Consider the following 26,618-nt stretch of genomic DNA (forward strand, 5'->3'; position numbering starts at 1 on the left):
TTAAAGTGACGTTTAATCCAATAAAGCGATACATTTTTTAAGCGAATGGATAAATATATCTACATCTTCAAAGGTATTGTAAAAGGTTAAACTAGCTCTAACTGTTCCATTAACGCCTAAATGTGCCATTAAAGGTTGTGTACAATGGTGTCCGCTCCTTACCGCAACCCCATATCCGTCAAGTAAAGTTGCCAAATCGTAAGGATGTTCATTATTAAAGTTAAAACAGAGCGTACCAATATTGTCAGATAGGTTGCTATATATTGTAATACCCTCAATCATTACCAATTTTTTTGCTGCATAATTAAATAATTTTTGCTCGTAGCGCTGAATTTTACCGTGGTCTAATTCATTTAAATAGTCTAATGCAGCACTAAAGCCTAAAACGCCGGAAATATTCGGTGTGCCGGTTTCAAATTTTGCAGGTGCTGGGCGATAAGTACTGTGGGTTAAATATACTTTATCGATCATTTCACCGCCTGATTGATATATATCTAAGGCGTTTAATTCCTCATATCGACCATAAAGTACACCTAAGCCTGTTGGACCAAGCATTTTATGGCTTGAGCAGACATAAAAATCACAGTTTAATTTCCGTAAATCAGGCTTTAAATGCAGTGCACCTTGCGCACCATCGACTAAAACAAGTGAATTTACCTCTTTTGCTACTCTAATCAATGGCGATAAGTCAGTGATATTACCAAGTGTGTTAGATACTTGTGTAATAGCTAATAGGGTAGGCCTTATTTGTTTTATAAATTCACAGCATTCTTGCGTGTTTAATGTGCCATTTTTATTAAGCGGCAGCGATACTAACTTAGCTCCTGTTTGTTGACTCACTATTTGCCAAGGCACTATGTTTGCGTGATGCTCAAGTGGAGATATCATTATGGTATGACTTTTATCTAAACGCTTTTTTAAGCCGTTAGCGACCAAGTTTATTGCCTCTGTAGCGCCTTTTGTCCAAACAATCTCGTTGCTGAACACATTAAAATACTGAGCCATTTTATCTCGTGCTTGCTCGTATAAATTAGTAGCTTGTTCGCTGAGCGAGTGACGGCCACGGTGTACATTTGCGTTTTGAGAAGTATAAAACTCAGTAATTGCATTAATAACTGATTGAGGCTTTTGCGAGGTTGCAGCTGAGTCTAAATAAACAAGCGGGCAGCCGTTTATAGTTTGATTTAAGGTAGGGAAGTCACTTCGAATTTTATTTATGTCAAACTCTAAAACAGTCATTAGCTTCATCAATGTAGTCATTTTAAGGCGAGAATTGTAGACACTTTTTTATTATTCTCAAGTAACAAATAATAAAAAAGGCCGCAAAGCGGCCTTTTAAAAAATTCAAACAATACTAAAGCGGATTAGCGCTTATCAGTTGATACGTAGTCACGTGCAGTGTAACCAGTATAAAGCTGACGAGGGCGGCTTATCTTATGACCAGGTTGAGATAACATCTCGTCCCAGTGAGTGATCCAACCAACAGTACGTGCCATTGCAAAAATAACAGTGAACATGCTTGTTGGAATACCAATCGCTTTTAAGATAATACCTGAGTAGAAATCAACGTTAGGGTACAATTTCTTCTCTACGAAGTACGGGTCTTCTAGCGCGATTTTCTCAAGTTTCATTGCAATATCAAGCAATGGATCTTGGATATTAAGCTCAGCTAAAACTTCATGACACGTTTGACGCATTACTGTAGCGCGTGGGTCAAAGTTTTTGTAAACACGGTGGCCAAAGCCCATAAGGCGGAACGGGTCAGCTTTATCTTTAGCTTTTGCTACATATTCATCGATACGGTCAACAGAACCGATTTCTTCTAACATGTTTAAACATGCTTCATTAGCGCCGCCGTGAGCAGGGCCCCAAAGAGAAGCAATACCAGCAGCAATACAAGCGTATGGGTTAGCACCAGACGAACCTGCAAGACGTACTGTAGACGTTGATGCATTTTGTTCATGGTCAGCATGAAGCATGAATATTTTATCCATTGCTTTAGCTGTTATAGGGTTAACTTTGTATTCTTCAGCAGGTACAGAGAACATCATATGTAAGAAATTTTCTGCATAACTTAAATCATTACGTGGGTATACAAACGGTTGGCCGATGTTTGTTTTATAAGCCATTGCAGCAATAGTTGGTAACTTAGCAACTAGCTTAACTGCGCTTGTTTTACGTTGTTCTGCATCAGTAATATCAAGGTCTTCATGATAAAAAGATGATAACGCACCCACTACACCACAAAGCATTGCCATTGGGTGAGCGTCAAAGCGGAAACCTTGGAAAAAGTTAGCAATCTTCTCGTCAAGCATAGTGCTTGTAGTGATTTCATTCTTAAAAACTTCGTATTGCTCTTTAGAAGGTAATTCACCATTTAACAGTAAATAACATAACTCAATGTAGTTTGAGTCGTCAGCTAATTGTTCGATTGGGTAACCGCGGTGAAGTAAAATGCCTTTACCACCATCAATGTAGGTGATTGCAGATTCACAAGAACCAGTCGACATGAAACCTGGGTCATAAGTAAAGTGACCATGTGAACCTAACGTACGTACGTCGATTACATCTTGGCCAGCAGTGCCTTGATAAATTGGAAGTTCGATTGGATCTAGCCCATCAATTTGGACTGTGGCTTTTTTATCTGCCATCGTTATGTATCTCCTATTAAGATATCTATTCTGATTTTTAGATTTTTAAAGTTCTGAAATCTGTTTTAAGCACATCTTCGCATTTTAACGTGAAAGAGGGGTGTAAAGTCAATTTTTATAAACATTATGCATATATGTATAATAAATATTCTGTATTAATTAAATATAATACCATTGGCTAATTCGCAAACATCTATAAATAAACAAGAATTGTAAAAAGCCCTGTGGGTATATATACTAACAGTGGTTTTAAACCGCATTGTATTTGGGTAAACATTTTTTTACAGCTTAACTTTTGCTTAAATGTGAACTTTAACTGTTTTAATACGTTTACTTTGATAGTTCCACCAGTAATATTTGGTGGGTTTTTAGAAAAGCAAGTAGATGAGCTCCACTGCGAGCAAGATGGGCAAGTAACTGTGAAAAAGCAAAGACCTGTAAATCTAGATCTAACAACTATATCTATGCCGGCAACGGCTAAAGCGTCAATATTCCACCGCGTCACCGGTGTTGCATTGTTTTTTGCTTTAACGTTTGTCATTTGGGCTTGGTCTGAGTCTCTCTCTTCAGCTGAAAGTTTTGAATTCGTCAAGGGTCTGTTTAACGGATTCATTGCCAAATTTATAGCTTGGGGCACTGTTTCTGTATTAGGTTATCACCTTATTGGTGGTATCCGTCATATGATTATGGATATGGGACATTGGGAAGAACTTGAATCAGGTAACCTCAGCGCTAAAGTTTCAATGGCTCTTGGTGTTGTGTTTGCCGTATTGGCAGGGGTGTGGATATGGTTTTAAATCAAGCAACTCTTAAACGTGATGGTGTACAAGATTTCGTATCTTTACGTACCACGGCATTAATAATCAGCGCGTATGCGATTTTTATTATCGGCTATTTTTTAGCGACGCCAGAAGTCACTTTCGAAGCCTGGACAGGCCTCTTCTCTAACCTAGCAATGAAAGGGTTTACATTAATTACCCTTGTGTGCGTTATGGTTCATACCCGCATTGGCCTTTGGCAAGTTCTTACAGACTATGTTAAGTGTGCGAAGTTACGTGCTGTTTTAGGTTTTATATTAAACCTAATGGCCGTTGCGTACGTAGCTATTGGTCTAATTGTATTATGGGGTGTTTAAGTGAAATATTCTGTTCGTGAATTTGACGCCGTAGTAATTGGTGCAGGTGGTGCAGGTATGCGCGCTGCTTTAGCAATTACTGAATCTGGCAAAACGTGTGCATTAATTTCTAAAGTATTTCCAACTCGCTCACACACTGTATCTGCACAAGGTGGTATTACAGTAGCGCTTGGTAATTCACACGAAGACAACTGGGAATGGCATATGTACGATACCGTTAAAGGTTCCGATTTTATCGGTGACCAAGACGCTATTGAATACATGTGTCAAACTGGCCCAGAAGCGATTACCGAATTAGAAAACATGGGTTTACCATTTTCTCGTTTTGAAAATGGCCGTGTTTACCAACGTCCTTTCGGTGGTCAATCGAAAAACTTTGGTGGTGAACAAGCCGCACGTACTGCAGCAGCTGCTGACCGTACTGGTCACGCGCTATTACACCTTCTATATCAACAAAACGTTAAAAACAAAACAAATGTATTCTCTGAATGGTATGCACTTGATTTAGTTAAAAACGATAATGGTGATGTGGTAGGGTGTACTGCAATTGAGATTGAGACAGGTGAAGTTACCTTCTTCAAATCTAAAGCTGTTGTATTAGCTACTGGTGGTGCAGGTCGTATATTCGCATCAACCACTAATGCTCACATTAACACTGGTGACGGTGTTGGTATGGCAACACGTGCTGGTATTTCTATGCAAGACATGGAAATGTGGCAGTTCCACCCAACGGGTATCGCAGGTGCTGGTACGCTAGTAACTGAAGGTTGTCGTGGTGAAGGCGGTTATCTTTTAAATAAAGATGGCGAACGCTTCATGGAACGTTACGCACCAAACGCAAAAGACTTAGCGTCTCGCGACGTTGTTGCACGTTCAATGATGACTGAAATCCGTGAAGGTCGTGGTTGTGATGGTCCTTGGGGTCCACATCTTAAGTTAAAACTTGACCACTTAGGTGAAGAAACACTTAACTTACGTCTTCCTGGCGTATGTGACCTTGCTAAAACATTTGCTCACGTTGACCCTGCAAAAGAGCCAATTCCAGTAATTCCAACGTGTCATTATATGATGGGTGGTGTTCCTACTAATGTAAATGGACAAGCGCTACAAATCGATGCTCAAGGCAACGAAACAGTAGTTCAAGGTTTATTTGCAGTAGGTGAGATTGCATGTGTATCTGTACACGGTGCAAACCGCTTAGGTGGTAACTCATTACTTGATTTAGTTGTGTTTGGTCGTGCTGCGGGTAACTTCTTAGGTAAGTACCTAAATGACGTTGAAATATCTAAAGCTGCTTCAGAATCAGACTTAGAAGCGTCTCTTGCACGTTACAATCGTTGGGAAAATTCAACGGCTGGCCAAGGTGAAGATCCAGTTCAAATCAAAAAAGACCTACAACAATGTATGCAGCTTAACTTCTCGGTATTCCGTGAAGGTGACTCAATGGCTGCAGGTCTTCAAGAACTTAAAGAAATTCGTGAACGCCTGCAACATGCTCGTCTTGATGATAAATCATCAGACTTCAATACGCAGCGTATCGAATGTCTTGAACTAGATAACTTAATGGAAACAGCTTACTCAACTGCAGTAGCTGCAAACTTCCGTACAGAAAGCCGTGGCGCACATTCTCGCTTTGACTACCCAGATCGTGATGACGAAAACTGGTTATGTCACTCAGTATTTAATCCTGTAACGGATGAAATGAGCAAGCGTGATGTAAACTATGCGCCTAAAACGCGTGAAGCTTTCCCACCTAAAGCACGTGTTTACTAGGAGATAGACGATGGCACAAGTACAATTTTCAGTTTATCGTTATAATCCAGATGTTGACAACGCTCCTCGTATGCAAGAATACACCTTGCAAACTGAGGAAGGTCACGACATGATGGTGTTGGATGCACTTATTCTTTTAAAAGAACAAGATCCTACATTATCTTTCCGTCGTTCATGCCGTGAAGGTGTGTGTGGATCTGATGGTGTTAACATGAATGGTAAAAATGGTTTAGCATGTATTACTCCTTTATCTACGCTACAAAAAAATGGCAAAGGTAAAATCGTAGTACGCCCATTACCAGGTTTACCTGTGGTTCGTGACCTTGTTATTGACATGAGTCAGTTCTACACTCAATACGAAAAAGTAAAACCTTATTTAATTAATGATCAGCCTGCTGCAGGCGAACGTCTTCAAACCATCGAAGAGCGTGATAAATTAGATGGGCTTTATGAGTGTATTTTGTGTGCATGTTGTTCGACATCGTGTCCTTCGTTCTGGTGGAATCCAGACAAGTTCATTGGTCCAGCAGGGCTTCTTCACGCTTACCGTTTCTTGGCTGATAGCCGAGATACAGCAACTGAAGAACGTTTAGCGGATTTAGACGATGCGTTCAGTGTGTTCCGTTGCCACAGTATCATGAACTGTGTTAGCGTTTGTCCTAAGGGTCTTAACCCGACTAAAGCAATTGGGCAAATCAAATCTATGTTATTAAACCGAGCGGTTTGATTACTTAGTAAACGTAAGATGGCTAATACAGATTATTAGCCATCTTGTTATGATAACTATTAATTTCTGCGCTAAAGAAAAGGGCTTATAAATGCACGAAGGTGTGATGAAGGCATGGCTAGAATCTTCACATTTAAACGGCGGTAACGTTGCTTATGTAGAAGAGCTTTATGAAGCGTATTTAGACGATGCGACTTCTGTGCCAGAAGAATGGCGAGAAGTGTTCGAACAATTACCTAAAGTTGATGGTGTGGATGTTGAAGTAAAACATTCAGAAGTTCGAGCGCAGTTTGCACAGCTTGCCAAAAACAAGCATAGAGAAGTAGTGGTAGCAGAGGGTAGTGGCGGTGACCTTAAACAGGTTAAAGTTCTACAACTTATTAATGCTTTCCGTTTTCGTGGACACCAAAATGCAAACCTAGATCCATTAGGTATTTGGGAACGAGAACGTGTACGAGATTTAGAGCTAGATTACCACGACTTATCAGCAGCTGATTTTGACCGCGAATTTAATGTAGGATCGTTTGCCGTTGGCCGCGATACTATGCCTTTAGGTGAACTATACCAAGCACTAAAAACTACATATTGTGGTTCGATTGGCGCTGAGTATATGCACATCACATCGACAGAAGAAAAACGTTGGTTACAACAGCGTTTAGAATCTGTTCAGTCTAGGCCTAAATTCGAAAAAGAAGAAAAGCTGCGTATCCTAAAAGGATTAACGGCAGCTGATGGTCTTGAAAAATATTTAGGGGCTAAGTTCCCAGGTGCCAAGCGTTTCTCACTTGAAGGTGGCGATGCATTAGTTCCAATGTTAAAAGAGCTTATTCACCGCGCTGGTGAAAGCGGCCAACAAGAAGCTGTTATTGGTATGGCTCACCGTGGTCGTTTAAATGTGCTTGTGAACGTACTAGGTAAAAATCCATCAGAGTTGTTTGATGAGTTTGCTGGTAAACACAAAGAAACATTAAGTTCTGGTGATGTTAAATACCACATGGGTTATTCATCTGACTTTGCTACTAAAGGTGGCAATGTTCATATGGCGCTTGCGTTTAACCCGTCTCATCTTGAAATTGTAAATCCAGTAGTTATGGGCTCAGTTCGTGCTCGTTTAGATCGCTTAGGTGATAGCTCTGGTATTAAAGCGCTACCAATCACAATTCATGGTGATTCTGCGGTTACAGGTCAAGGTGTTGTACAAGAAACATTTAATTTATCACAAACTAACGCGTTTAGTTGTGGTGGTAGTATTCGTATTGTTGTAAATAACCAAGTTGGTTTTACTACATCAAAACAAGACGACGTACGCTCTACTGATTACTGTACTGATATTGCTAAAATGGTTCAGTCACCTATCTTCCACGTTAATTCTGATGACCCTGAAGCAGTTGCATTTGTTACTCAACTTGCACTGGATTTCAGAAACCAGTTTAAGCGTGACGTAGTAATCGATTTAGTGTGTTACCGTCGCCATGGTCACAACGAAGCTGATGAGCCTAATGCTACGCAGCCTTTAATGTACCAAAAAATTAAAAAGCATCCAGTTCCACGTTTAATCTATGCCGATCAACTTATTGCTGAAGGTTCTTTTTCTGAACAAGAAATAAAAGCCTTAGCCGATGAGTATCGTAACGCATTAGATGAAGGAAATTGTGTTGTTTCAGAAATTCAGCCAGAGACATCACATTCTTCAGATTGGGCAAAGTATGTTGGTCATGAATGGGATGTTGATTACGATGCCAGCGTACCTGTTGAAGAGCTTAAGGCACTTGGTGAGAAAATTGCTTCTTACCCTGAGCAATATAAAGCACAGTCACGCGTTAAAAAGATTTACGATGATCGTAAGTTAATGGCTTCTGGTGAGAAGCCTCTTGATTGGGGTATGGCAGAAACACTTGCTTATGCAACAATTGCAACTGAAGGTACTGACATCCGTTTGACGGGTCAAGATTCAGGTCGTGGAACATTCTTTCATCGTCATGCTGTTGTTCACAGTCAATCAGATGGTGCTACTTATACACCTCTACAGCACTTAAGTGAAGATCAAGGTACTTTCCAAGTATTCGACTCTGTTTTATCTGAAGAAGCTGTCGTTGCTTTTGAATATGGTTATGCAACAGCTGAGCCTACGTCATTAGTACTTTGGGAAGCGCAATTTGGTGACTTTGCCAACGGTGCACAAGTTGTATTTGACCAATTTTTAAGTTCTGGTGAGCAAAAGTGGGGCCGTTTATGTGGTCTGACAATTTTGTTACCACATGGCTACGAAGGTCAAGGTCCAGAGCATAGTTCAGCACGCTTAGAGCGTTTTCTGCAACTATGTGCTGATCACAACATGCAAGTCTGTGTTCCGTCTACTCCGGCACAAGTTTACGCTATGCTTCGTCGTCAATCAGTTCGACCACTTCGTCGTCCACTGATTGTTATGACGCCTAAGTCGTTACTGCGTCACCCTCTTGCTACTTCATCGCTTGAAGAGCTTTCGCACGGTGTTTTCCATAATATGATCGACGAAGTTGATGATATTAACCCTGAGAAAGTAGAACGTGTTGTATTTTGTAGTGGTAAAGTTTACTACGAGCTATTACAAGAGCGTCGCAAACTTGAACAAGATAATGTTGCTATTGTTCGTGTTGAGCAGTTATATCCGTTCCCACACGACGAAATGCAAACAATTATGGAGCGTTACCAACACGTAACTGATTTTGTATGGTGTCAAGAAGAGCCACAAAACCAAGGTGCATGGTACTGTTCACAACATCACTTTATTGATGCAATCCCACAAGGTGCTAAATTAAAATATGCAGGGCGTAAAGCGTCTGCATCACCAGCGTGTGGTTACATGTCAGTACATACTAAAGAACAACAAGCGCTCGTTGCCGACGCGCTTACTATAGAAAATAAAGGATAAGCAATGAGCACAGAAATTAAAGTTCCTGTTCTTCCTGAGTCGGTTGCAGATGCTACCGTTGCTACATGGCATGTAAGTGTTGGCGACAAAGTAACTCGCGATCAAAACTTAGTAGACATTGAAACAGATAAAGTGGTTTTAGAAGTTGTTGCACAGCATGACGGTGTAATTACAGAAATATCACAAGAAGAAGGTGCAACCGTACTTGGCGATCAAGTTATGGGTTTACTTGGTGATGCTGATGCAGCGCCAGCAAGTGAAGGTTCATCTAAAGAAGAATCAGCACCCGCTAAATCAGAAGACGCGCCAGCGGCGCAATCAGCACCAGCACCAGAAGGTAAAGAAGTGGACATTAAAGTACCTGTACTTCCAGAATCAGTTGCAGACGCAACAATTGCTACATGGCATGTACAACCAGGTGACGCAGTAACACGCGACCAAAACTTGGTAGATATTGAAACAGATAAAGTTGTTCTTGAAGTAGTAGCTCAAGAAGATGGCATCATGGGTGATATCATTCACAACGAAGGCGATACTGTACTAGGCGAGCAAGTAATTGGTTCGGTTAAAGCAGGCGGTGCACCAGCGGCTCCAGCTGCAAAAGCAGACGCAGCGCCAGCAGCAGATTCAAGCGAAAGCTCTGATGTGTTAACACCATCAGTTCGTCGTTTAATTGCTGAGAAAGGCCTAGACGCTTCTAAAATTAACGGCACGGGTAAAAATGGCCGTGTAACTAAAGAAGACGTTGATACATTCTTAAAAGCACCAGCACCAGCGGCTAAAAAAGCAGAAGCTTCAGCTCCTGCAGCACCGATGGGCGACCGCACTCAAAAACGTGTTCCTATGACTCGTTTACGTAAAACGATTGCTACACGCCTTCTTGAAGCTAAAAATTCAACTGCAATGTTAACAACATTCAACGAAGTGAACATGGAACCAATCATGAGCCTTCGTAAGCAGTACCAAGAAGTATTTGAAAAGCGCCATGGTATTCGTTTAGGTTTCATGTCTTTCTACGTGAAAGCGGTAACTGAAGCACTTAAACGCTTCCCTGATGTTAATGCATCAATTGATGGTGACGATATTGTTTACCATAACTATTTTGATATCAGCATTGCAGTATCTACTCCACGTGGACTAGTTACTCCGGTACTTAAAGATTGTGACAAACTATCTGTTGCTGAAATCGAAAAGGGTATTCGTGAATTAGCACTTAAAGGTCGTGATGGTAAGCTAACGCTTGCAGATATGACTGGCGGTAATTTCACTATCACTAATGGTGGCGTATTTGGTTCATTACTATCTACACCTATCATTAACTTGCCACAGTCTTCAATCTTGGGTATGCATAAAATTCAAGACCGTCCAATGGCTGTAAATGGTAAAGTTGAAATACTACCTATGATGTATTTAGCACTTTCTTATGATCATCGCATCATTGATGGTAAAGAATCTGTTGGTTTCTTAGTAACTATTAAAGAGTTACTTGAAGATCCAACACGCTTATTGCTAGATGTTTAATCTAGTTGTATGAAATGTAAGCTGTGAATGAACATTCACAGCTTTTTTTTTGCGCCTTTGGTCGTACTGGGGTTTTCATGTTAAGCCTTGGGATCTATACTAGGTGCGCAATTTGGGATAGTTGTTTATTTTCAAAAATATTCAGCTCTTTTAGTATAAAAAATTGGATAAAGCATCATGAATTTGCATGAGTATCAGGCAAAACAACTTTTTGCCGAATATGGTTTACCAGTTTCTCAAGGTTTCGCTTGCGATACACCTGAAGAAGCTGCAGCAGCTGCTGAAAAAATCGGCGGTGATATGTGGGTTGTTAAAACTCAGGTTCACGCAGGTGGACGTGGTAAAGCTGGCGGTGTAAAGCTAGTAAAAACTATCGACGAAGTAAAAGCGTTTGCAGCTAACTGGTTGGGTAAAAACCTAGTTACTTACCAAACAGACGAGAAAGGCCAGCCAGTAGCTAAAATTTTAGTTGAAAGCTGTACTGACATTGCTAACGAATTGTACCTAGGTGCAGTAGTTGACCGTGCATCTCGCAAAGTAGTTTTCATGGCGTCTACTGAAGGCGGCGTTGAAATTGAAACTGTTGCAGAAGAAACACCAGAGCTTATCCACAAAGCTGAAATCGACCCGTTAGTAGGTCCTCAAGCTTACCAAGCACGTGAACTAGGCTTCAAATTGGGTCTTAACCCAGTACAAATGAAGCAGTTTGTTAAGATCTTTATGGGTCTTGGTAAAATGTTTACTGATTTTGATTTCGCACTACTTGAAATCAACCCGTTAGTAATTACAGACGAAGGTAACCTTCACTGTCTTGACGGAAAAATCGGTATTGATGGTAATGCACTTTACCGTCAACCTAAAATCCGTGAGTTCCACGATCCATCTCAAGAAGATGCACGTGAAGCACACGCAGCAAGCTTCGAGCTTAACTACGTTGCTCTAGATGGCAATGTTGGTTGTATGGTTAACGGTGCAGGCCTAGCAATGGGTACTATGGACATCGTAAACCTACACGGCGGCAAACCGGCTAACTTCCTAGATGTTGGCGGCGGCGCGACTAAAGAACGTGTTTCTGAAGCATTCAAAATCATTCTTTCTGACGACAATGTTAAAGCTGTTTTAGTTAACATCTTTGGCGGTATCGTTCGTTGTGACATGATTGCTGAAGGCATCATTGGCGCAGTTAAAGAAGTTGGCGTAAACGTACCTGTAGTTGTACGTTTAGAAGGTACTAATGCTGAACTAGGTCGTGAAGTTCTAGCTAAGTCTGACCTTAACATCATCGCTGCTGAATCACTAACAGACGCTGCTGAGAAAGTTGTTGCTGCTGCGGAGGGCAAATAATGTCTGTATTAATCAATAAAGATACAAAAGTTATCTGTCAAGGTTTCACTGGTGGCCAAGGTACTTTCCACTCTGAGCAAGCGCTTGAGTACGGTACACAAATGGTTGGTGGTGTAAGCCCTGGTAAAGGCGGTCAAACGCACCTTGGTCTTCCTGTATTCAACACAGTTCGTGATGCTGTTCAAGAAACTGGCGCAACTGCTTCAGTTATCTATGTACCAGCTCCTTTTTGTAAAGATGCAATTTTAGAAGCTATCGATGCTGGCATCGAGCTGATTGTTTGTATCACTGAAGGTATCCCTACACTTGATATGGTTGACGTTAAAGTTAAACTAGATCAAACAGGTACTCGCATGATCGGTCCTAACTGTCCAGGTGTTATTACTCCTGGTGAAACTAAGATTGGTATCATGCCTGGTCACATCCACAAACCTGGTAAAGTAGGTATTGTTTCTCGCTCTGGTACTTTAACGTACGAAGCGGTTAAGCAAACTACTGATGCTGGTTTTGGTCAGTCTACGTGTGTTGGTATTGGTGGTGATCCAATTCCAGGTACTAACTTTATCGACGTTTTAGAAATGTTCGAAAAAGATCCACAAACTGAAGCAATCGTAATGATTGGTGAAATTGGTGGTACTGCAGAAGAAGAAGCTGCAGAGTACATCAAAGCTAACGTAACTAAACCTGTAGTATCTTACATTGCTGGTGTTACTGCACCAGAAGGTAAGCGTATGGGTCACGCTGGCGCAATCATCGCAGGCGGTAAAGGTACTGCTGATGAGAAATTTGCTGCATTAGAAGCTGCGGGCGTAAAAACTGTACGTTCACTTGCTGAAATCGGTAAAGCACTTAAAGAGAAAACAGGCTGGTAATTGCTTGTTCCCTCTGAAAAGGCCCGCTTATGCGGGCCTTTTTGTTATTGGGTTAAATTTAGAATGGATAACTAATGTGCTGAAAGAAGCGCACAGACAAATCTTGTCGTTGTTTATTTATAGCAAGCTCTTCACATAAAGCGTGAACCGTTTTTTCTACTTGGTTCATGAAGCGCCCATACCCAATCTCATGCTTATCTTGGTTTGTCGCAACGACAACGAAATGGATGGTTTCTACTAGTTTAGTTTCATCATAAAAATATTTAATCTGACTTTCATTTGATTCAACATCAAAACTTAATTTCTGCAATTCTACATTGCCTTCATTTTTATCTATTTTACTGTTACGGATAATTGGTATTGCACCATTGGCAACCATTGCGCCATGCGTTAGTTTATTAATTTCACATGCTCGTTTAAAGCTATCAGCAAAGTAGTCATAAAACTTTTTAAAATCCTGATCGTTTACCATTGTTTGAAACTGTGTTTTGATTGCACGAGAAATTGGAATAGTAAAAGTCGTGTAAGTCATTTCAGCATAGTCACCCGGTATATTGCATTGCCTCGACTGATAACGAGGGTAGAGGCTTCTTAGCTTATAACCATAACTTTCTTTATTGCCTTTGTCTTTAGCAAACAAATCGTAAGTAAGATGCTGGTGATCGCGAAGTTTAAATTGAGGTTGATTTAGAAATAATTGCTCTTGTAAAAGGGTCAATACTTTTTGTACTTTATTGTGAAACAAAGCTGAATTCGCACGTAAGTCCTCACCGGTGGCTAAAAAAAGTAAACGTATTTTTTTACTTTTCGTGTTTGGTGTGTAATAAAGTTTATGCGCTTCGTGATAGCGAGGATTATAAAAAAACAGCATCTGCTTATCCGTTTCTAACTGGTATGACTCATCATGAAATCGTACAACCGGTAGCTTATCGTTGGCAAGTAAATGTACATTATGAAGCTCATATTCATCACAACATGCAAATAATTGACGCGCAATGCGCTCATAGCAACAATCTATAGTGGTAAAACTACTGTAAAACGCTTCACTAGGTGTTATTTCAGCCAATAAATAGTGATTAGCGCGTGCGTTTGTTGGAATATATACGCGGTGTTGATTAAGTGTAGCCATCTTCGGATCCTTATAAAGTAGGTTATTCGATTACTATAATCGGTTTTGATGACTTAAATATTGCGTTAAAACAAATTTTATTCATAAACAATGGAACCTGTGGATTAAAGTTAATCAATATCTAAAATAAACCTTAATCTATTGCTGTATGTTAGTGTATGTTTTTGTAATAATGCATTAGTTTTGTTATTACGTAATATTAGAGGATCACACTCCTATGGCGGAAATTGAGAATCGCCCAAGTAACTTTATTAGAACCCGAATTGATGAAGACTTAGCAAGCGGGAAACATGCTACAACGCATACACGTTTTCCACCTGAACCAAATGGTTTTTTACATATTGGTCATGCAAAATCAATTTGCTTAAATTTTGGTATCGCAAAAGACTACAACGGTCTATGTAACCTACGTTTTGACGATACAAACCCTGAAAAAGAAGACATTAACTACGTAAATTCTATTAAAGAGGATGTACAGTGGTTAGGTTTTAATTGGGATGGCGATATAAAGTATTCTTCTAACTATTTTGATACTTTATATGGTTACGCAGTTGAGCTAATAAATAAAGGCTTAGCGTACGTTTGTTTTTTAACTGCAGACGAAGCGCGACAGTACCGTGGTACATTAAAAGAGCCAGGTAAAAACAGTCCATATAGAGACACGTCAGTTGAAGAAAACCTAGCGTTATTTGAAAAAATGCGTGCTGGTGAATTCAAAGAGGGTGAATGTGTCCTGCGTGCTAAAATTGATATGGCAAGCTCATTTATGGTGCTTCGCGATCCAATTATTTACCGTGTGCGTTTTGCTCACCATCATCAAACAGCTGATAAGTGGTGCATTTACCCTATGTATGACTTCACGCACTGTATTTCTGATGCGCTTGAAGGTATTACACATTCGTTATGTACATTAGAGTTTCAAGATAACCGCCGTTTATACGACTGGGTACTTGATAACATCAGTTTAGAATGTCACCCGCAGCAAATTGAGTTCTCACGTTTAAATCTTGAATATACAATTATGTCTAAGCGTAAGCTTAGTGATTTAGTGGTTAATAACCATGTAGAAGGGTGGGACGACCCACGTATGCCTACAATTGCAGGTTTACGTCGTCGTGGCTATACACCAGGTTCAATTCGTGAATTTTGTTTGCGTATTGGTGTAACAAAACAAGAGAATATGGTCGAAATGGGCATGCTTGAAGCGTGTATCCGTGAAGACTTAAACGAAAATGCACCACGTGCAATGGCTGTACTCAATCCTGTTAAAATAGTTATTGAAAACTACGATGCAGACAAGGTTGAAATTTTATCTGTGGCTAATCACCCAAATAAAGAAGAAATGGGTCGTCGTGATGTACCGTTTACGCGTGAAATTTATATCGAACGTGAAGACTTCAAAGAAGAAGCAAATAACAAATTCAAACGTTTAGTACTTGATAAAGAAGTACGCTTACGTGGTGCTTATGTTATTAAAGCGCAGCGTGTTGAAAAAGACGAAAATGGCGAAATCACAACTATCTTCTGTACTTACGACAGCGAAACACTTGGTAAAAACCCAAGTGATGGACGTAAAGTAAAAGGCGTTATTCACTGGGTTTCAGCACCAGAGTCTATCACTGCAGAAGTGCGTTTATACGACCGTTTGTTTAGCGTACCAAACCCAGCAGCTGCTGATGAGTTCGAAACAACACTAAACCCAGAGTCATTGGTTGTTTTGCCAAACGCTAAATTAGAGCCATCGCTTGCTGATTCTCAAGCAGAGCAGGGCTTTCAGTTTGAGCGTACGGGTTATTTCTCTCGTGATTCGAAATCAGAGAACGTTGTATTTAACCAAACAGTCGGTCTTCGTGATTCATGGTCTAAAACTCAATAAGTAATATCTAAAAAACCTGAACTCTGGATAATAAATCTATCTCGAGCAGCTATTTTCAGCGCTAACTGCGTTGAATTTACTTGCAATAGGCCAGCTATTGACGCGTGAATTCGCCTTGTTTTCACTTAAAATCTCTGGCTAGAGAAAATAAATTTGAATATCACCATGATTCAATACGTTGGTAAATCTCTTAACCAGAGTTCAGGTTTAGTATCCCCAGTATTTACTGGGTATATTTACTAAGTATTTATTTTAGACACAAAAAAACCTGCAATTAGCAGGTTTTTTATTGCTTTAAAAAGCGCTATTAGCTGTTTGCGTCGCTAAACTCTTTACACGCTGCTTTATCATTACACTCACCGTATAAATACAAAGAATGATTTGTAAGGGTAATCCCATTTTCTTCAGCAATCTCAAGTTGACGACGTTCAATCATATCATCTTCAAACTCTACAACTTTACCACATTTCAGACATACTAAATGATCGTGGTGCGTGCTTCCTGAAAGTTCAAATACTGATTTTCCACCTTCAAAGTGATGACGGCTTACAATACCTGCATCATCAAATTGGTTAAGTACGCGGTATACAGTCGCAAGACCAATTTCTTCACCTAGATCCAAAAGAATTTTGTAAACATCTTCAGCACTGATGTGTTGGTTATCTGGAGATTGTAAAATCTCTAATATTTTAATACGCGGTAAAGTTACTTTTAAACCGGCTTTTTTAAGTTCCAAGTTATGATCAGTCATTAAATCTGTCTCAATTTTATTTGGTTATACTAGACATCTTGCAAAGATGTACACGACACATTAGCAATAAACAGGATAACGTGCCTAAGCGTTAAGTGCAAAGAACAATTGATTTATATTGCTATTAAAGCTTAAATCGCTAACTGTTTGATAGTTATTTAAACAGCTCGCGATATATGTAGAAAATTAGTCAGCTAATTCACTTAAACACATTTCTTCATACACTTGAGCCGACCATGCTTTAACACGTTGCTCAGTTAGCTCTGGTTGACGGTCTTCGTCGATACCCAGGCCTACAAAGTGCTTCTCATCAGCCATGCCTTTAGACGCTTCAAAGTCATAGCTTTCGCTTGGCCAATGGCCCACAACAATAGCGCCACGCTCAGTAACGATATCGTTGATCATGCCCATTGCATCTAAAAAGTACTCTGCGTAATCTTCTTGGTCTCCACAACCAAAAATAGCCACAAGCTTACCTTCGAAGTCCACTTCCTCAAGCTCAGGGAAAAAGTCGTCCCAGTCACATTGCGCTTCGCCGTAGTACCAAGTCGGAATACCGAATAAGATTAAATCAAATTCAGCTATCTCTTCTTTAGAGCTTTTTGCAATATCATGAACAGCCACTAGCTTTTTACCCAATTCTTTTTGGATCATTTTTGCTACGTGTTCTGTGTTACCTGTGTCACTTCCGAAAAAAATGCCTACACTTGCCATGGATTTAAAACCTTTTATGTATCAATAGCCAATCTTTCTTGTAAAATCGTTTCAATCAGCGCACTGCGGCTAATATTTTGTGCATCTGCCATATCACTTAATGCTTGATATAACTGTGATGAAACTTTAAATTCAACACGTTTTAAACCACGTGCTTTATCTCTTTTTATTTGATTACGTTTATTTACCTTTAACTGCATATCCCGTGAAAGGGGATTGGTTTTAGGCCTGCCTGGGCGTTTTTCGTATTCAAATAAATCGAGTGTAGTTCTATCTGTTTCTGACTTCGCCATGCTTAACCTACACCTGCGCCTTGCCAAAATACTTGAATAAGCCCTTTAGCAATAAAGCCTGAACAACCTAAAAAGAGCACGCCCCAGACAATGTATTGTCCGAACTTTGGTACATTACCACTTTTTAGTACGTCTTTAATTGCCATGCCGATGAATATGAAAATACCGGCTAAGCCAAAATACAACCCTAGGGTATCAAATTCGTTAATTAACTGACTGACCATCAACGTATAACCTTTAAATTAAACGGCGCGTACTATAGCATATAAATATTGATATATTTAGTGCGCAGAATCAAAAACACGCGATTAAAATTACTTTAAATCGCAGTTAAAAAGTCATTTATCGCTTTATTAACAGCAAGGGGCTTTTGAGCATGAAGCCAATGACCTGCTCCATGAATAATTTTAGCCTTGGTGTTTTTAAAGCGTGTTGTAATTGCAGTACGATGTTCGGGCAAAATATAGTCAGAATCGTTGCCTTTAATGAAAAGAGTATCGCATAAACAAGAATTGTTTTCATTAACATTGGATGTGATTGTCGAATATTTTTCATTGAGCACATTTAAGTTAAATCGCCACGCAAAACGACCTTCTTCATTTTTAGCGAGGCTTTTAAGTAAAAATTGTCGAACTCCAAGCTCTTCGATAAAAGGCTGCATAATTGCATCAGCTTGTTTTCGATCGTCGATTGATTGTGCTGAAACTGCTTTTAATGCTTGCAGTATTTTTGTGTGGCGAGCGGGGTAACTAACAGGTGCAATATCAAGTACAACCAATTTATTTACCAGCTCAGGATGGGTAAGTGCTAATTCCATTGCCACTTTACCACCCATAGAGTGGCCAACTAAATGGGCCTTGTCTATGTTTAAACGGGCTAATAACTCAACAATATCTTGTGCCATTGCTGGGTAATTCATTTCATCGCTATGAGGTGACAGACCATGGTTACGCAAATCAACGTTTATAACATTAAAGTGTTCACTTAATGGCTTTGCAATAACATTTAAGTTTTCTAATGATCCAAAAAGCCCGTGGATCAAAATAACGTTAGGACCTTGCCCTTGTTGCTTGTAATTTAACTGCATACTAGCCTCCTGAAAATTTGGCCATAGTTTGCCGAGCATTGCTCTAAAAAGCAAAAAATACAGCGACTATTTATTCAATTGGGCTTTTGTTTGTTAAATCAACAACAATCAAGTAAATATTAATATGTTTACGGGAGTGCTTGTTGTAACTCGCATTTCTGATTGGTTTGGGTATAATCACACGGGAGAAAGAAATGTGACCCGTAATGACAGGAATAACATGAAACAAATCGACATAGACGACGAATTATATCAATATATTGCAAGCAATACGCAAAGTATTGGTGAAAGTGCATCCACTATTTTACGTCGTTTATTAAATCTGAGCGGCGAAAAAATTCTAACCGCAAACGTAGAACTAACTCAAAACAATCAAACTGCGACTACGTCCACTGCTACATTAAAAAGCTCAGACCCAACGGCTGCTGAGACTACAAAAAAACAAACACCTGTAGCTCACGCACCTGTGCAGCAAAAAAGTGATAATATTTTTAATGTACTAAATAAAGAAGAGCTGGCAATGCAAAAGGGCGTTGTTGGACGTTTTTTGTTTATTTTAAGTGCATTTTACCGTACACATAAAACTGACTTTTCGGCTGTATTAGATATAAAAGGCCGCGACCGTGTTTACTTTGCTACCAGCAAAGAAGACTTAGTTAATAGCGGCAGTAGCATGAATCCTAAAAACATAACTGATAGTGAATATTGGGTTATGACGAATTCTAATACAACGCGTAAAAAAATGATGCTTCATGAAGTGGCTCTTTGCCTTGGTTACAGTGCAGAGCAAGCTGAAAAAATTCGCGATTACCTGTAAGGAAATATAATGGCTATTCACTCAGGCGCAGGTAAAACTGCTCCACAATCGGCACTGGTTAATGTTCCAAAATTAGTATCTGCCTATTATTTAAATGAACCAGATCTTGAGCAGAATCCTGAGCATTGCGTTGCTTTTGGTACATCAGGCCACCGTGGGTGTTCTTACGATGTTAAATTTAACGAATCACACATTTTGGCGATTACTCAAGCTATTTGTGATTACAGAAAACAAAATGATATTTTTGGTCCGTTATTTTTAGGTAAAGACACACACGCACTGAGTGAGGCTGCATTTAATTCAGCTATTGAAGTTTTAGTTGCTAACGAAGTGCAAGTGATAACGCAAGAAAACGGTGACTTTACACCAACACCTGTAATCAGTCATGCCATCGTTAGTCATAACAAGCTACACCCAAATGAGCTTGCAGACGGGATTGTAGTTACCCCGTCGCATAACCCTCCTGAAGATGGTGGCTTTAAGTACAACCCACCTAATGGCGGACCTGCTGATACCGACGTCACTAAATGGATTGAAGACAGAGCTAATCAACTTTTATTAGAAGATTTAGTTGAAGTTGAGTTATTCCCATTCGCTAAAGCATCGCGTTCAGGTTTTATCCGCTACGAAGATTTAATGACTCCTTATATTGATGATTTAGCAAATATCGTTAATTTAAAAGCAATTAGCGATGCAGGTATCAAAATTGGTATCGATCCACTTGGTGGTTCGGGTATTAATTTTTGGCCTGTTATTGCTAAAAAATATAATTTAGATTTAACCGTTGTTAATGATGTTGTTGACCCACGTTTTGCTTTTATGCCACTTGATAAAGATGGCAAAATTCGTATGGATTGTTCATCACCTTATTCAATGGCGAATCTTATTGCATTAAAAGATGATTTTGATGTGTCTATTGGTAACGACCCTGACTACGATCGCCACGGTATTGTAACGCCAGATGGTTTAATGAATCCAAACCACTTCTTAGCAGTGGCAATTGATTACTTACTTAAACACCGTGATTGGAATGAAACCGTAGAAATTGGTAAAACATTGGTTTCTAGCTCTATGATCGACAAAGTAGCTGCTCGTAACAGCCGTAAAGTTAAAGAGGTACCCGTAGGCTTTAAATGGTTTGTTGAAGGCTTAAGTAAAGGCAAACTTGCGTTTGGTGGCGAAGAAAGCGCCGGTGCGGCATTCTTACGTTTTGATGGCTCTGTATGGTGTACAGATAAAGACGGCTTCATAATGGGGCTACTCGCTGCAGAAATACTTGCAGTGACAGGTAAAACGCCATCAGCGCTTTATAAAGAATTAGAACAAGAGTTTGGTTCTCCAATTTATAAACGCCTAGATGCACCAGCCACAAGCGGTCAAAAATCACGTTTAAAAGCATTGAGTGCTTCTGATGTTAAAGCATATACACTTGCTGGCGAGCCTATTTTGCAAAAATTGACTCATGCACCAGGTAACGATGCCGCCATTGGTGGTTTAAAAGTGGTCACTGAAAATGGCTGGTTTGCAGCGCGTCCATCGGGTACTGAAGATATTTATAAAATATACCTTGAATCATTTAAAGGTGAAGCGCATTTAGCGTTACTTGAAAAAGAAGCTAAAAAGCTTGTAGATTCAGTTATAAGCTAACTTAATCTAATAATTTTAAAACGGCTGATTTATTCAGCCGTTTTCGTTTCTATACCTTGTGTATTTATAAAAATATATGCATAAGAGTATACTCCCACATTATTTTTAAAGGGCTTATTATATGTCAGCCAATCCATCTTACTTAAATGAATTAAAACAAACGGGCGATTTTTTAACGCTTAGTCGTGACAACGAATGGCATTTAGATGCAGCTGAGTTTGTTTTAGATAATGGGACTCGTGTAAATATACACGATACCGGTGTAATTGAGTTTCAACCTGCTGTTAAAACAAGCAAAGATGTAATTTATTCAAGCGCTGTACATGGTAACGAAACTGCGCCAATTGAAATTTGTGATACGCTCATTAAACAAATTATAAAAGGCGAGCTGATACTTAAGCAGCGTGTTTTGTTTATTTACGGTAATCCACAATCAATTAATATTGGCCTGCGTTTTGTAGAAGAAAACTTAAATAGATTATTTAATGGTCACCATACAGTTGAAGGTGTACCAATGAATAATGAGCGAAACCGCGCTGCAAAGCTTGAGCAGTACGTAAGCGATTTTTATGCCCGTGGTGAGCAAGGCAGCAGCCGAAGTCATTACGACTTACACACCGCAATTAGAGGCTCTAAAAACGAAAAGTTTGCTGTGTATCCATTTTTACATGGTAAGCCATGGAAAAAGTCGCAGTTACAATTTTTATTGAGCTGTGGTGTAAATACCGTGCTTATGATGAAATCTCCTGCAACAACATTTAGCTATTATTCGTCATTTAGACACGGTGCTGACTCTTTTACGGTAGAGCTGGGTCAGGTTAAACCATTTGGCCAAAATGATATGGCCCGCTTTGAAAAAACAAAGCAAACCTTAACTGCATTAATTAGTCAAAATGAAGTTAAATATCCTGAATTTAATGCAAACTATTTTGAATTGTTTGCAGTGCACCGCACAATTAATAGAACGCAGCACGATTTTAGTTTTCCTTTTTCTGACGATGCTGAGAACTTTACTGGCTTTGCGAAAGGTGAACTACTTGCAACCGACGGTGATACAGCGATTTACGCTGACGTTGAAGGAGAGGCTATTATTTTTCCAAATGCGAGCGTAGCATTAGGGCAAAGAGCACTCCTTACTGTTATTCCAATGGATATTGATAGTAATTTCATCTAATTTAACTCATCAGACCACTAGTAACTTAAAGTTAACTATATGATTACTATTAATTAAAGTAACCGTATCGTTAACTTGCCACTTATTTAGCCAGTATTTGCTTTTGTTTCGTCCCAGATTTGTTGAATAACACTTTACGTTAACGTAAAGTGTTGGCAGCTTTAATTAAAGATAGTGCAGATGTTGCAAAGTTTAACCAGCAACAATCACCCACAATAATAATTTAAAGGGGCACTGTTTTACCGACAACAAAAGAAGGTAGGTTATGAGTAATCCAAATAACGTATCGCTGAATATTAACCACGCGCTTGAATTTATTGATGGCCAAGCACTTAATATTCCAACCCTTAGTATTTTAACTGAGGACGGCGACATCCATCCTAGTGCAACCGCACCTGACATTTCAAAACATACCGCTATTAAGTTATATGAAACAATGCGTTTTATACGTTTGTTAGATGAACGTATGCAAGGCGCGCAGCGCCAAGGCCGTGTTAGTTTTTATATGCAATGCCTAGGCGAAGAAGCCGCAGTTACAGCCTCTGCTGCTGCACTTGATCAAGACGATATGATCATGGCGCAATATCGTGAACAAGCTGCATTGCATTACCGTGGTTTTACACTTGATCAATTTATGAACCAAATGTTTTCAAATGAATTGGATTTAGGCAAAGGTCGCCAAATGCCAATCCATTATGGCTCTAAAGCGCTAAACTACATGACGATTTCATCGCCATTGGGTACGCAAATACCACAAGCAACGGGTTATGCATATGGCCAAAAAATAAAGCACATCGACGCTAAAACAGGCGAGCTTGCCAGCACAATTGATAATGTGACTATTTGTTACTTTGGCGAAGGTGCTGCATCAGAAGGTGACTTTCATGCCGGTTTAAATATGGCCGCTGTTCACAGAGCGCCGGTTATATTTTTTGCACGTAATAACGGCTATGCCATATCTACCCCTGCTGATGAGCAATTTAAAGGCGATGGTATCGCCTCGCGTGGTGTTGGTTATGGTATTAAAACAATTCGTGTTGATGGCACAGATGCACTTGCTGTGTATGCAGCGACTAAAAAAGCACGTGAAATAGCCTCAACACAAGGTGAACCTGTACTTATTGAATCAATTGCTTATCGATTAGGCGCGCATTCTACGTCAGACGATCCAAGTGGTTATCGATCTAAAGATGAAGAAGCAAATAATCAAACCTGTCCTATTGATAAATTTAGAAAATGGCTGGTCAAACAAGACTGGTTAAACGAAGAAGACGATATAAAAGCAAAAGAGTCGATTCGTGAAGAAATTTTAGCAGCGCTTAAACGTGCTGAAGTTGTTGCAAAGCCCGCTTTAGAAGAACTGGTATCTGACGTTTACGATACACCAATTCCATTATTGCAACGCCAGTACGAGCAATTAAAAGAACATATAAAACAGCATCCAAATGCTTACCCAGTAACCGCAGGGAGAATTAAGTAATGGCTAAAATGAACATGCTCCACGCAATTAACTCTGCCCTCGATATTACGATGGATGAACACCCTCAAGCCTGTATTTTTGGTGAAGATGTTGGTTACTTCGGTGGTGTATTTAGAGCAACATCAGGCTTGCAAGAAAAGTACGGTAAACATCGTGTTTTTAATACGCCTTTAACCGAGCAAGGTATTTTAGGTTTTGCTAATGGTTTAGCGGCATTTGGTGCACCTGCATTGGCAGAAATTCAATTCGCTGATTATATTTTTCCAGCGTTCGATCAAATAGTAAATGAAGCTGCTAAATTTCGTTATCGCAGTGGTAATGAATTTAATGTGGGTAACTTAACTATTCGTACGCCTTATGGCGGTGGTATTGCAGGTGGCTTATATCACTCGCAATCACCCGAAGCTTATTTTGCGCATACACCGGGCTTAAAAGTGGTTGTACCGCGTAACCCTTATCAGGCTAAAGGTTTATTACGTGCTGCAATTAAAGATGATAACCCGGTCATATTTTTTGAGCCTAAGCGTTTATATCGTGCATCAACAGGCGAAGTACCTGAAGAAGATTACAGTATTGAACTAGGCACGGCTGAAGTAGTACAAGAGGGTACCGATATTACGCTTTTAGCGTGGGGTGCTCAAATGGAGATTATTGAAGCGGCTGCACAGCAAGCAAGCGAGCAAGGTATAAGCTGTGAAGTAATAGATCTTCGTAGTATTTTACCATGGGATGTTGAAACGATTGCTAAATCGGTTATTAAAACCGGCCGTTTAATCGTGAGTCATGAAGCGCCCATAACTAATGGCTTTGGTGCCGAGATAGCAGCAACAATACAACAAGCGTGTTTCTTGCATTTAGAGTCGCCAATTTTACGTGTATGTGGCCTAGATACACCATACCCGTTGGCACTTGAAAAAGAATACGTACCGGACGCACTAAAAGTGTTGGCTGCAATTAAACAATCAATGGATTTTTAGGGGTTACCATGGCTAAAGATTTTATATTACCCGATATTGGTGAAGGCATTGTTGAATGCGAAGTTGTTGAGTGGCTAGTTCAAGAAGGCGATACCGTATCTGAGGATCAGCCAATTTGTGATGTGATGACAGACAAAGCATTAGTACAAATTCCGGCAGTGCATGATGGCATTATTTCAAAGCTATATTATCAAAAAGGTGAAATTGCTAAAGTACATGCACCTTTATTTGCTATGGATGTAAGTGGTGATAGTACGAGTAATGAAGTAGTAGAGGAGCCAGTTCAAGCTGAAAATCAAACTAATAACAATGTATCTGATGTAGTTGAGGACTTTATACTACCTGATATTGGTGAAGGTATTGTCGAATGTGAGATTGTTGATTGGTTAGTCGCAGAAGGCGATGAAATAGAAGAAGACCAAGCGGTTTGTGACGTAATGACCGACAAAGCATTAGTACAAATTCCGGCAAAATATACAGGCACAGTGCAAAAGTTATATTACCAAAAAGGTGAAATAGCAAAAGTACATAGCCCGTTGTTTCAAATGACAATTGCAGGCAGTGCAGTAAAGCCAAGTGTTGATATAAACCAAGCGGTCGTAAAGGCTCAAACTAATGCCGTCGCTGAAAAAGTTGCCTCTGTTAAAACGCAGCAAGCTGCTAAAGTTATCAATCAAAAAGCGGTTGCATCCCCCGCGGTTCGTCGTAAAGCACGTGAGCTAGATGTTGATTTAACGTGCGTTCCAGGTAGTGGAAAAAATGGCCGTATTTACAAGCAAGATATTGAAGAGTTTGTAAAAGGCGAAGTGCCAAATACTATTGATACTTCACCGCTTAATAGCGATGCTTCTCAAAGTGCAGTACAAAACCAAACACAGAATCAAAGCGGTGGTGTACGAGTAGAGCAAATTAAAGGCATTAAAGCGGCCATGGCCAAGCAAATGGTGGCATCGGTTTCAACTATTCCGCACTTTACGTTTAGTGATGAAATAGACTTAACACAGCTTATAGCTTTGCGCAGCTCCTTAAAAGAGCAGTACAAAGCACAAGGCGTAAAGCTCACCATGATGCCATTTTTTGTAAAAGCACTTTCGCTAGCAATGAAAGAGTACCCTGTACTTAATTCAAAAGTGAATGATGATTGCTCAGAGCTTACCTATTATAGCGATCATAATATTGGTATAGCGGTTGATTCAAAAATTGGCTTGTTAGTCCCTAATATCAAATCGTGTCAGAGTAAAAGCATTGTAGATGTGGCAAATGATTTAACTCGCTTAACTCATTCAGCGCGAGAAGGGCGTGTTGCACCGGATGATTTAAAAGGTGGGACGATTAGCATCTCTAATATTGGTGCAATTGGCGGCACTATCGCAACCCCTATCATTAATAAACCAGAAGTGGCTATTGTTGCGCTTGGTAAACTACAGCATCTACCACGTTTTGACGAAAGTGGGCAAGTTGTGAGTAAAGCTATTATGCAAGTGAGTTGGTCTGGCGATCATCGCGTTATTGATGGCGGGACTATTGCTCGTTTTAATAACCTATGGAAATCGTACTTAGAAAATCCTTCGGCAATGATGATGGCAATGAGTTAATAACTCAATTGTTAATGTGTAATAAAAAACCAGCTTTAAGCTGGTTTTTTGTTTTAATATGAACTGTTTTTAATTAAGATACAATTGTTACTAAAAAGTAATTGAAATCAAGCCCATTAGGGAATATAAAAAATAACATTAAGG

At 39.7% G+C, this 26,618-nt stretch carries 23 protein-coding genes; 15 read left to right on the forward strand and 8 right to left on the reverse strand.

Going from position 1 to position 26,618, the window contains the following annotated elements; all coding sequences use genetic code 11:
• Positions 1-12: 12 nt before the first annotated feature.
• Positions 13-1,239: an aminotransferase class V-fold PLP-dependent enzyme gene (locus tag DO88_RS10830; protein ID WP_033023176.1), complete on the reverse strand. Its 1,227-nt coding sequence runs from the start codon at positions 1,237-1,239 to the stop codon at positions 13-15.
• A gap of 125 nt (positions 1,240-1,364) precedes the next feature.
• On the reverse strand, positions 1,365-2,651 hold the full coding sequence (locus DO88_RS10825; RefSeq protein WP_007375747.1) for a citrate synthase: 1,287 nt from the start codon (positions 2,649-2,651) through the stop codon (positions 1,365-1,367).
• A gap of 419 nt (positions 2,652-3,070) precedes the next feature.
• On the opposite strand from DO88_RS10825, the gene sdhC reads away from it, so the two are divergent.
• From sdhC to sucD, 8 genes are all read left to right on the forward strand, one after another.
• Entirely contained in the window at positions 3,071-3,448 is a 378-nt protein-coding gene (gene sdhC, locus DO88_RS10820) for a succinate dehydrogenase, cytochrome b556 subunit (protein ID WP_076914908.1), read from the forward strand.
• A complete protein-coding gene (gene sdhD / locus DO88_RS10815; RefSeq protein WP_007375749.1) occupies positions 3,439-3,786 on the forward strand; it encodes a succinate dehydrogenase, hydrophobic membrane anchor protein in 348 nt (115 codons plus the stop codon). The genes sdhC and sdhD overlap by 10 nt, the downstream gene beginning before the upstream one ends.
• On the forward strand, positions 3,787-5,559 hold the full coding sequence (gene sdhA, locus DO88_RS10810; protein ID WP_007375750.1) for a succinate dehydrogenase flavoprotein subunit: 1,773 nt from the start codon (positions 3,787-3,789) through the stop codon (positions 5,557-5,559).
• Between the two features lie 10 nt (positions 5,560-5,569).
• Positions 5,570-6,286: a succinate dehydrogenase iron-sulfur subunit gene (locus DO88_RS10805; protein WP_007375751.1), complete on the forward strand. Its 717-nt coding sequence runs from the start codon at positions 5,570-5,572 to the stop codon at positions 6,284-6,286.
• A gap of 91 nt (positions 6,287-6,377) precedes the next feature.
• On the forward strand, positions 6,378-9,197 hold the full coding sequence (sucA, locus tag DO88_RS10800; RefSeq protein ID WP_033028374.1) for a 2-oxoglutarate dehydrogenase E1 component: 2,820 nt from the start codon (positions 6,378-6,380) through the stop codon (positions 9,195-9,197).
• 3 nt (positions 9,198-9,200) lie between these two features.
• A complete protein-coding gene (gene odhB, locus DO88_RS10795; RefSeq protein WP_007375753.1) occupies positions 9,201-10,718 on the forward strand; it encodes a 2-oxoglutarate dehydrogenase complex dihydrolipoyllysine-residue succinyltransferase in 1,518 nt (505 codons plus the stop codon).
• A 177-nt stretch (positions 10,719-10,895) separates the two neighbouring features.
• Positions 10,896-12,062, forward strand: coding sequence for an ADP-forming succinate--CoA ligase subunit beta (sucC, locus tag DO88_RS10790; RefSeq protein ID WP_007375754.1), 1,167 nt, complete (start codon positions 10,896-10,898; stop codon positions 12,060-12,062).
• Positions 12,062-12,934, forward strand: a complete 873-nt coding sequence (gene sucD, locus DO88_RS10785) for a succinate--CoA ligase subunit alpha (RefSeq protein WP_002961811.1) — start codon at positions 12,062-12,064, stop codon at positions 12,932-12,934. Before sucC ends, sucD begins: the two co-directional genes overlap by 1 nt.
• A 58-nt stretch (positions 12,935-12,992) precedes the next feature.
• On the opposite strand, the gene DO88_RS10780 is transcribed toward sucD, so the two are convergent.
• Entirely contained in the window at positions 12,993-14,063 is a 1,071-nt protein-coding gene (locus DO88_RS10780; protein WP_033039029.1) for a DUF3083 family protein, read from the reverse strand.
• Between the two features lie 217 nt (positions 14,064-14,280).
• Here DO88_RS10780 and glnS point away from each other — a divergent pair, with 217 nt between their 5' ends.
• A complete protein-coding gene (gene glnS, locus DO88_RS10775; protein WP_033039030.1) occupies positions 14,281-15,939 on the forward strand; it encodes a glutamine--tRNA ligase in 1,659 nt (552 codons plus the stop codon).
• A gap of 307 nt (positions 15,940-16,246) precedes the next feature.
• On the opposite strand, the gene fur is transcribed toward glnS, so the two are convergent.
• The 5 genes from fur to DO88_RS10750 all read right to left on the reverse strand — a co-directional run bounded on the left by fur (position 16,247) and on the right by DO88_RS10750 (position 18,784).
• Complete coding sequence (fur, locus tag DO88_RS10770; protein WP_002962922.1) at positions 16,247-16,690, reverse strand: ferric iron uptake transcriptional regulator; 444 nt, start codon at positions 16,688-16,690, stop codon at positions 16,247-16,249.
• Between the two features lie 186 nt (positions 16,691-16,876).
• Positions 16,877-17,404, reverse strand: coding sequence for a flavodoxin FldA (gene fldA / locus DO88_RS10765; protein ID WP_007375757.1), 528 nt, complete (start codon positions 17,402-17,404; stop codon positions 16,877-16,879).
• A gap of 14 nt (positions 17,405-17,418) precedes the next feature.
• Entirely contained in the window at positions 17,419-17,697 is a 279-nt protein-coding gene (gene ybfE, locus DO88_RS10760) for a LexA regulated protein (RefSeq protein ID WP_002962928.1), read from the reverse strand.
• A 2-nt stretch (positions 17,698-17,699) separates the two neighbouring features.
• The gene (locus DO88_RS10755) at positions 17,700-17,921 is read right to left on the reverse strand and encodes a DUF2788 domain-containing protein (protein WP_002962930.1); all 222 of its coding nucleotides are present in this window, start codon (positions 17,919-17,921) and stop codon (positions 17,700-17,702) included.
• 95 nt (positions 17,922-18,016) lie between these two features.
• Positions 18,017-18,784 carry an alpha/beta fold hydrolase gene (locus tag DO88_RS10750; RefSeq protein WP_008133719.1) on the reverse strand — a complete coding sequence of 256 codons (768 nt, stop codon included), beginning with the start codon at positions 18,782-18,784 and terminating at the stop codon, positions 18,017-18,019.
• 220 nt (positions 18,785-19,004) lie between these two features.
• Between DO88_RS10750 and seqA the strand changes: the two genes are divergently transcribed.
• The 6 genes from seqA to DO88_RS10720 all read left to right on the forward strand — a co-directional run bounded on the left by seqA (position 19,005) and on the right by DO88_RS10720 (position 26,474).
• Positions 19,005-19,601, forward strand: coding sequence for a replication initiation negative regulator SeqA (gene seqA / locus DO88_RS10745; protein ID WP_007375759.1), 597 nt, complete (start codon positions 19,005-19,007; stop codon positions 19,599-19,601).
• A 9-nt stretch (positions 19,602-19,610) separates the two neighbouring features.
• Complete coding sequence (gene pgm / locus DO88_RS10740; RefSeq protein WP_033039033.1) at positions 19,611-21,248, forward strand: phosphoglucomutase (alpha-D-glucose-1,6-bisphosphate-dependent); 1,638 nt, start codon at positions 19,611-19,613, stop codon at positions 21,246-21,248.
• A 121-nt stretch (positions 21,249-21,369) separates the two neighbouring features.
• Entirely contained in the window at positions 21,370-22,422 is a 1,053-nt protein-coding gene (gene astE, locus DO88_RS10735; RefSeq protein WP_033039035.1) for a succinylglutamate desuccinylase, read from the forward strand.
• Between the two features lie 265 nt (positions 22,423-22,687).
• Complete coding sequence (locus DO88_RS10730; protein WP_033028369.1) at positions 22,688-23,902, forward strand: thiamine pyrophosphate-dependent dehydrogenase E1 component subunit alpha; 1,215 nt, start codon at positions 22,688-22,690, stop codon at positions 23,900-23,902.
• Positions 23,902-24,879, forward strand: coding sequence for an alpha-ketoacid dehydrogenase subunit beta (locus DO88_RS10725; RefSeq protein WP_033028368.1), 978 nt, complete (start codon positions 23,902-23,904; stop codon positions 24,877-24,879). The genes DO88_RS10730 and DO88_RS10725 overlap by 1 nt, the downstream gene beginning before the upstream one ends.
• An 8-nt stretch (positions 24,880-24,887) precedes the next feature.
• Complete coding sequence (locus tag DO88_RS10720) at positions 24,888-26,474, forward strand: dihydrolipoyllysine-residue acetyltransferase (protein ID WP_033039037.1); 1,587 nt, start codon at positions 24,888-24,890, stop codon at positions 26,472-26,474.
• Positions 26,475-26,618: the final 144 nt, after the last annotated feature.

Source organism: Pseudoalteromonas sp. S3431 (genome assembly GCF_000690035.1).
Classification (GTDB): Bacteria; Pseudomonadota; Gammaproteobacteria; order Enterobacterales; family Alteromonadaceae; genus Pseudoalteromonas; species Pseudoalteromonas fuliginea.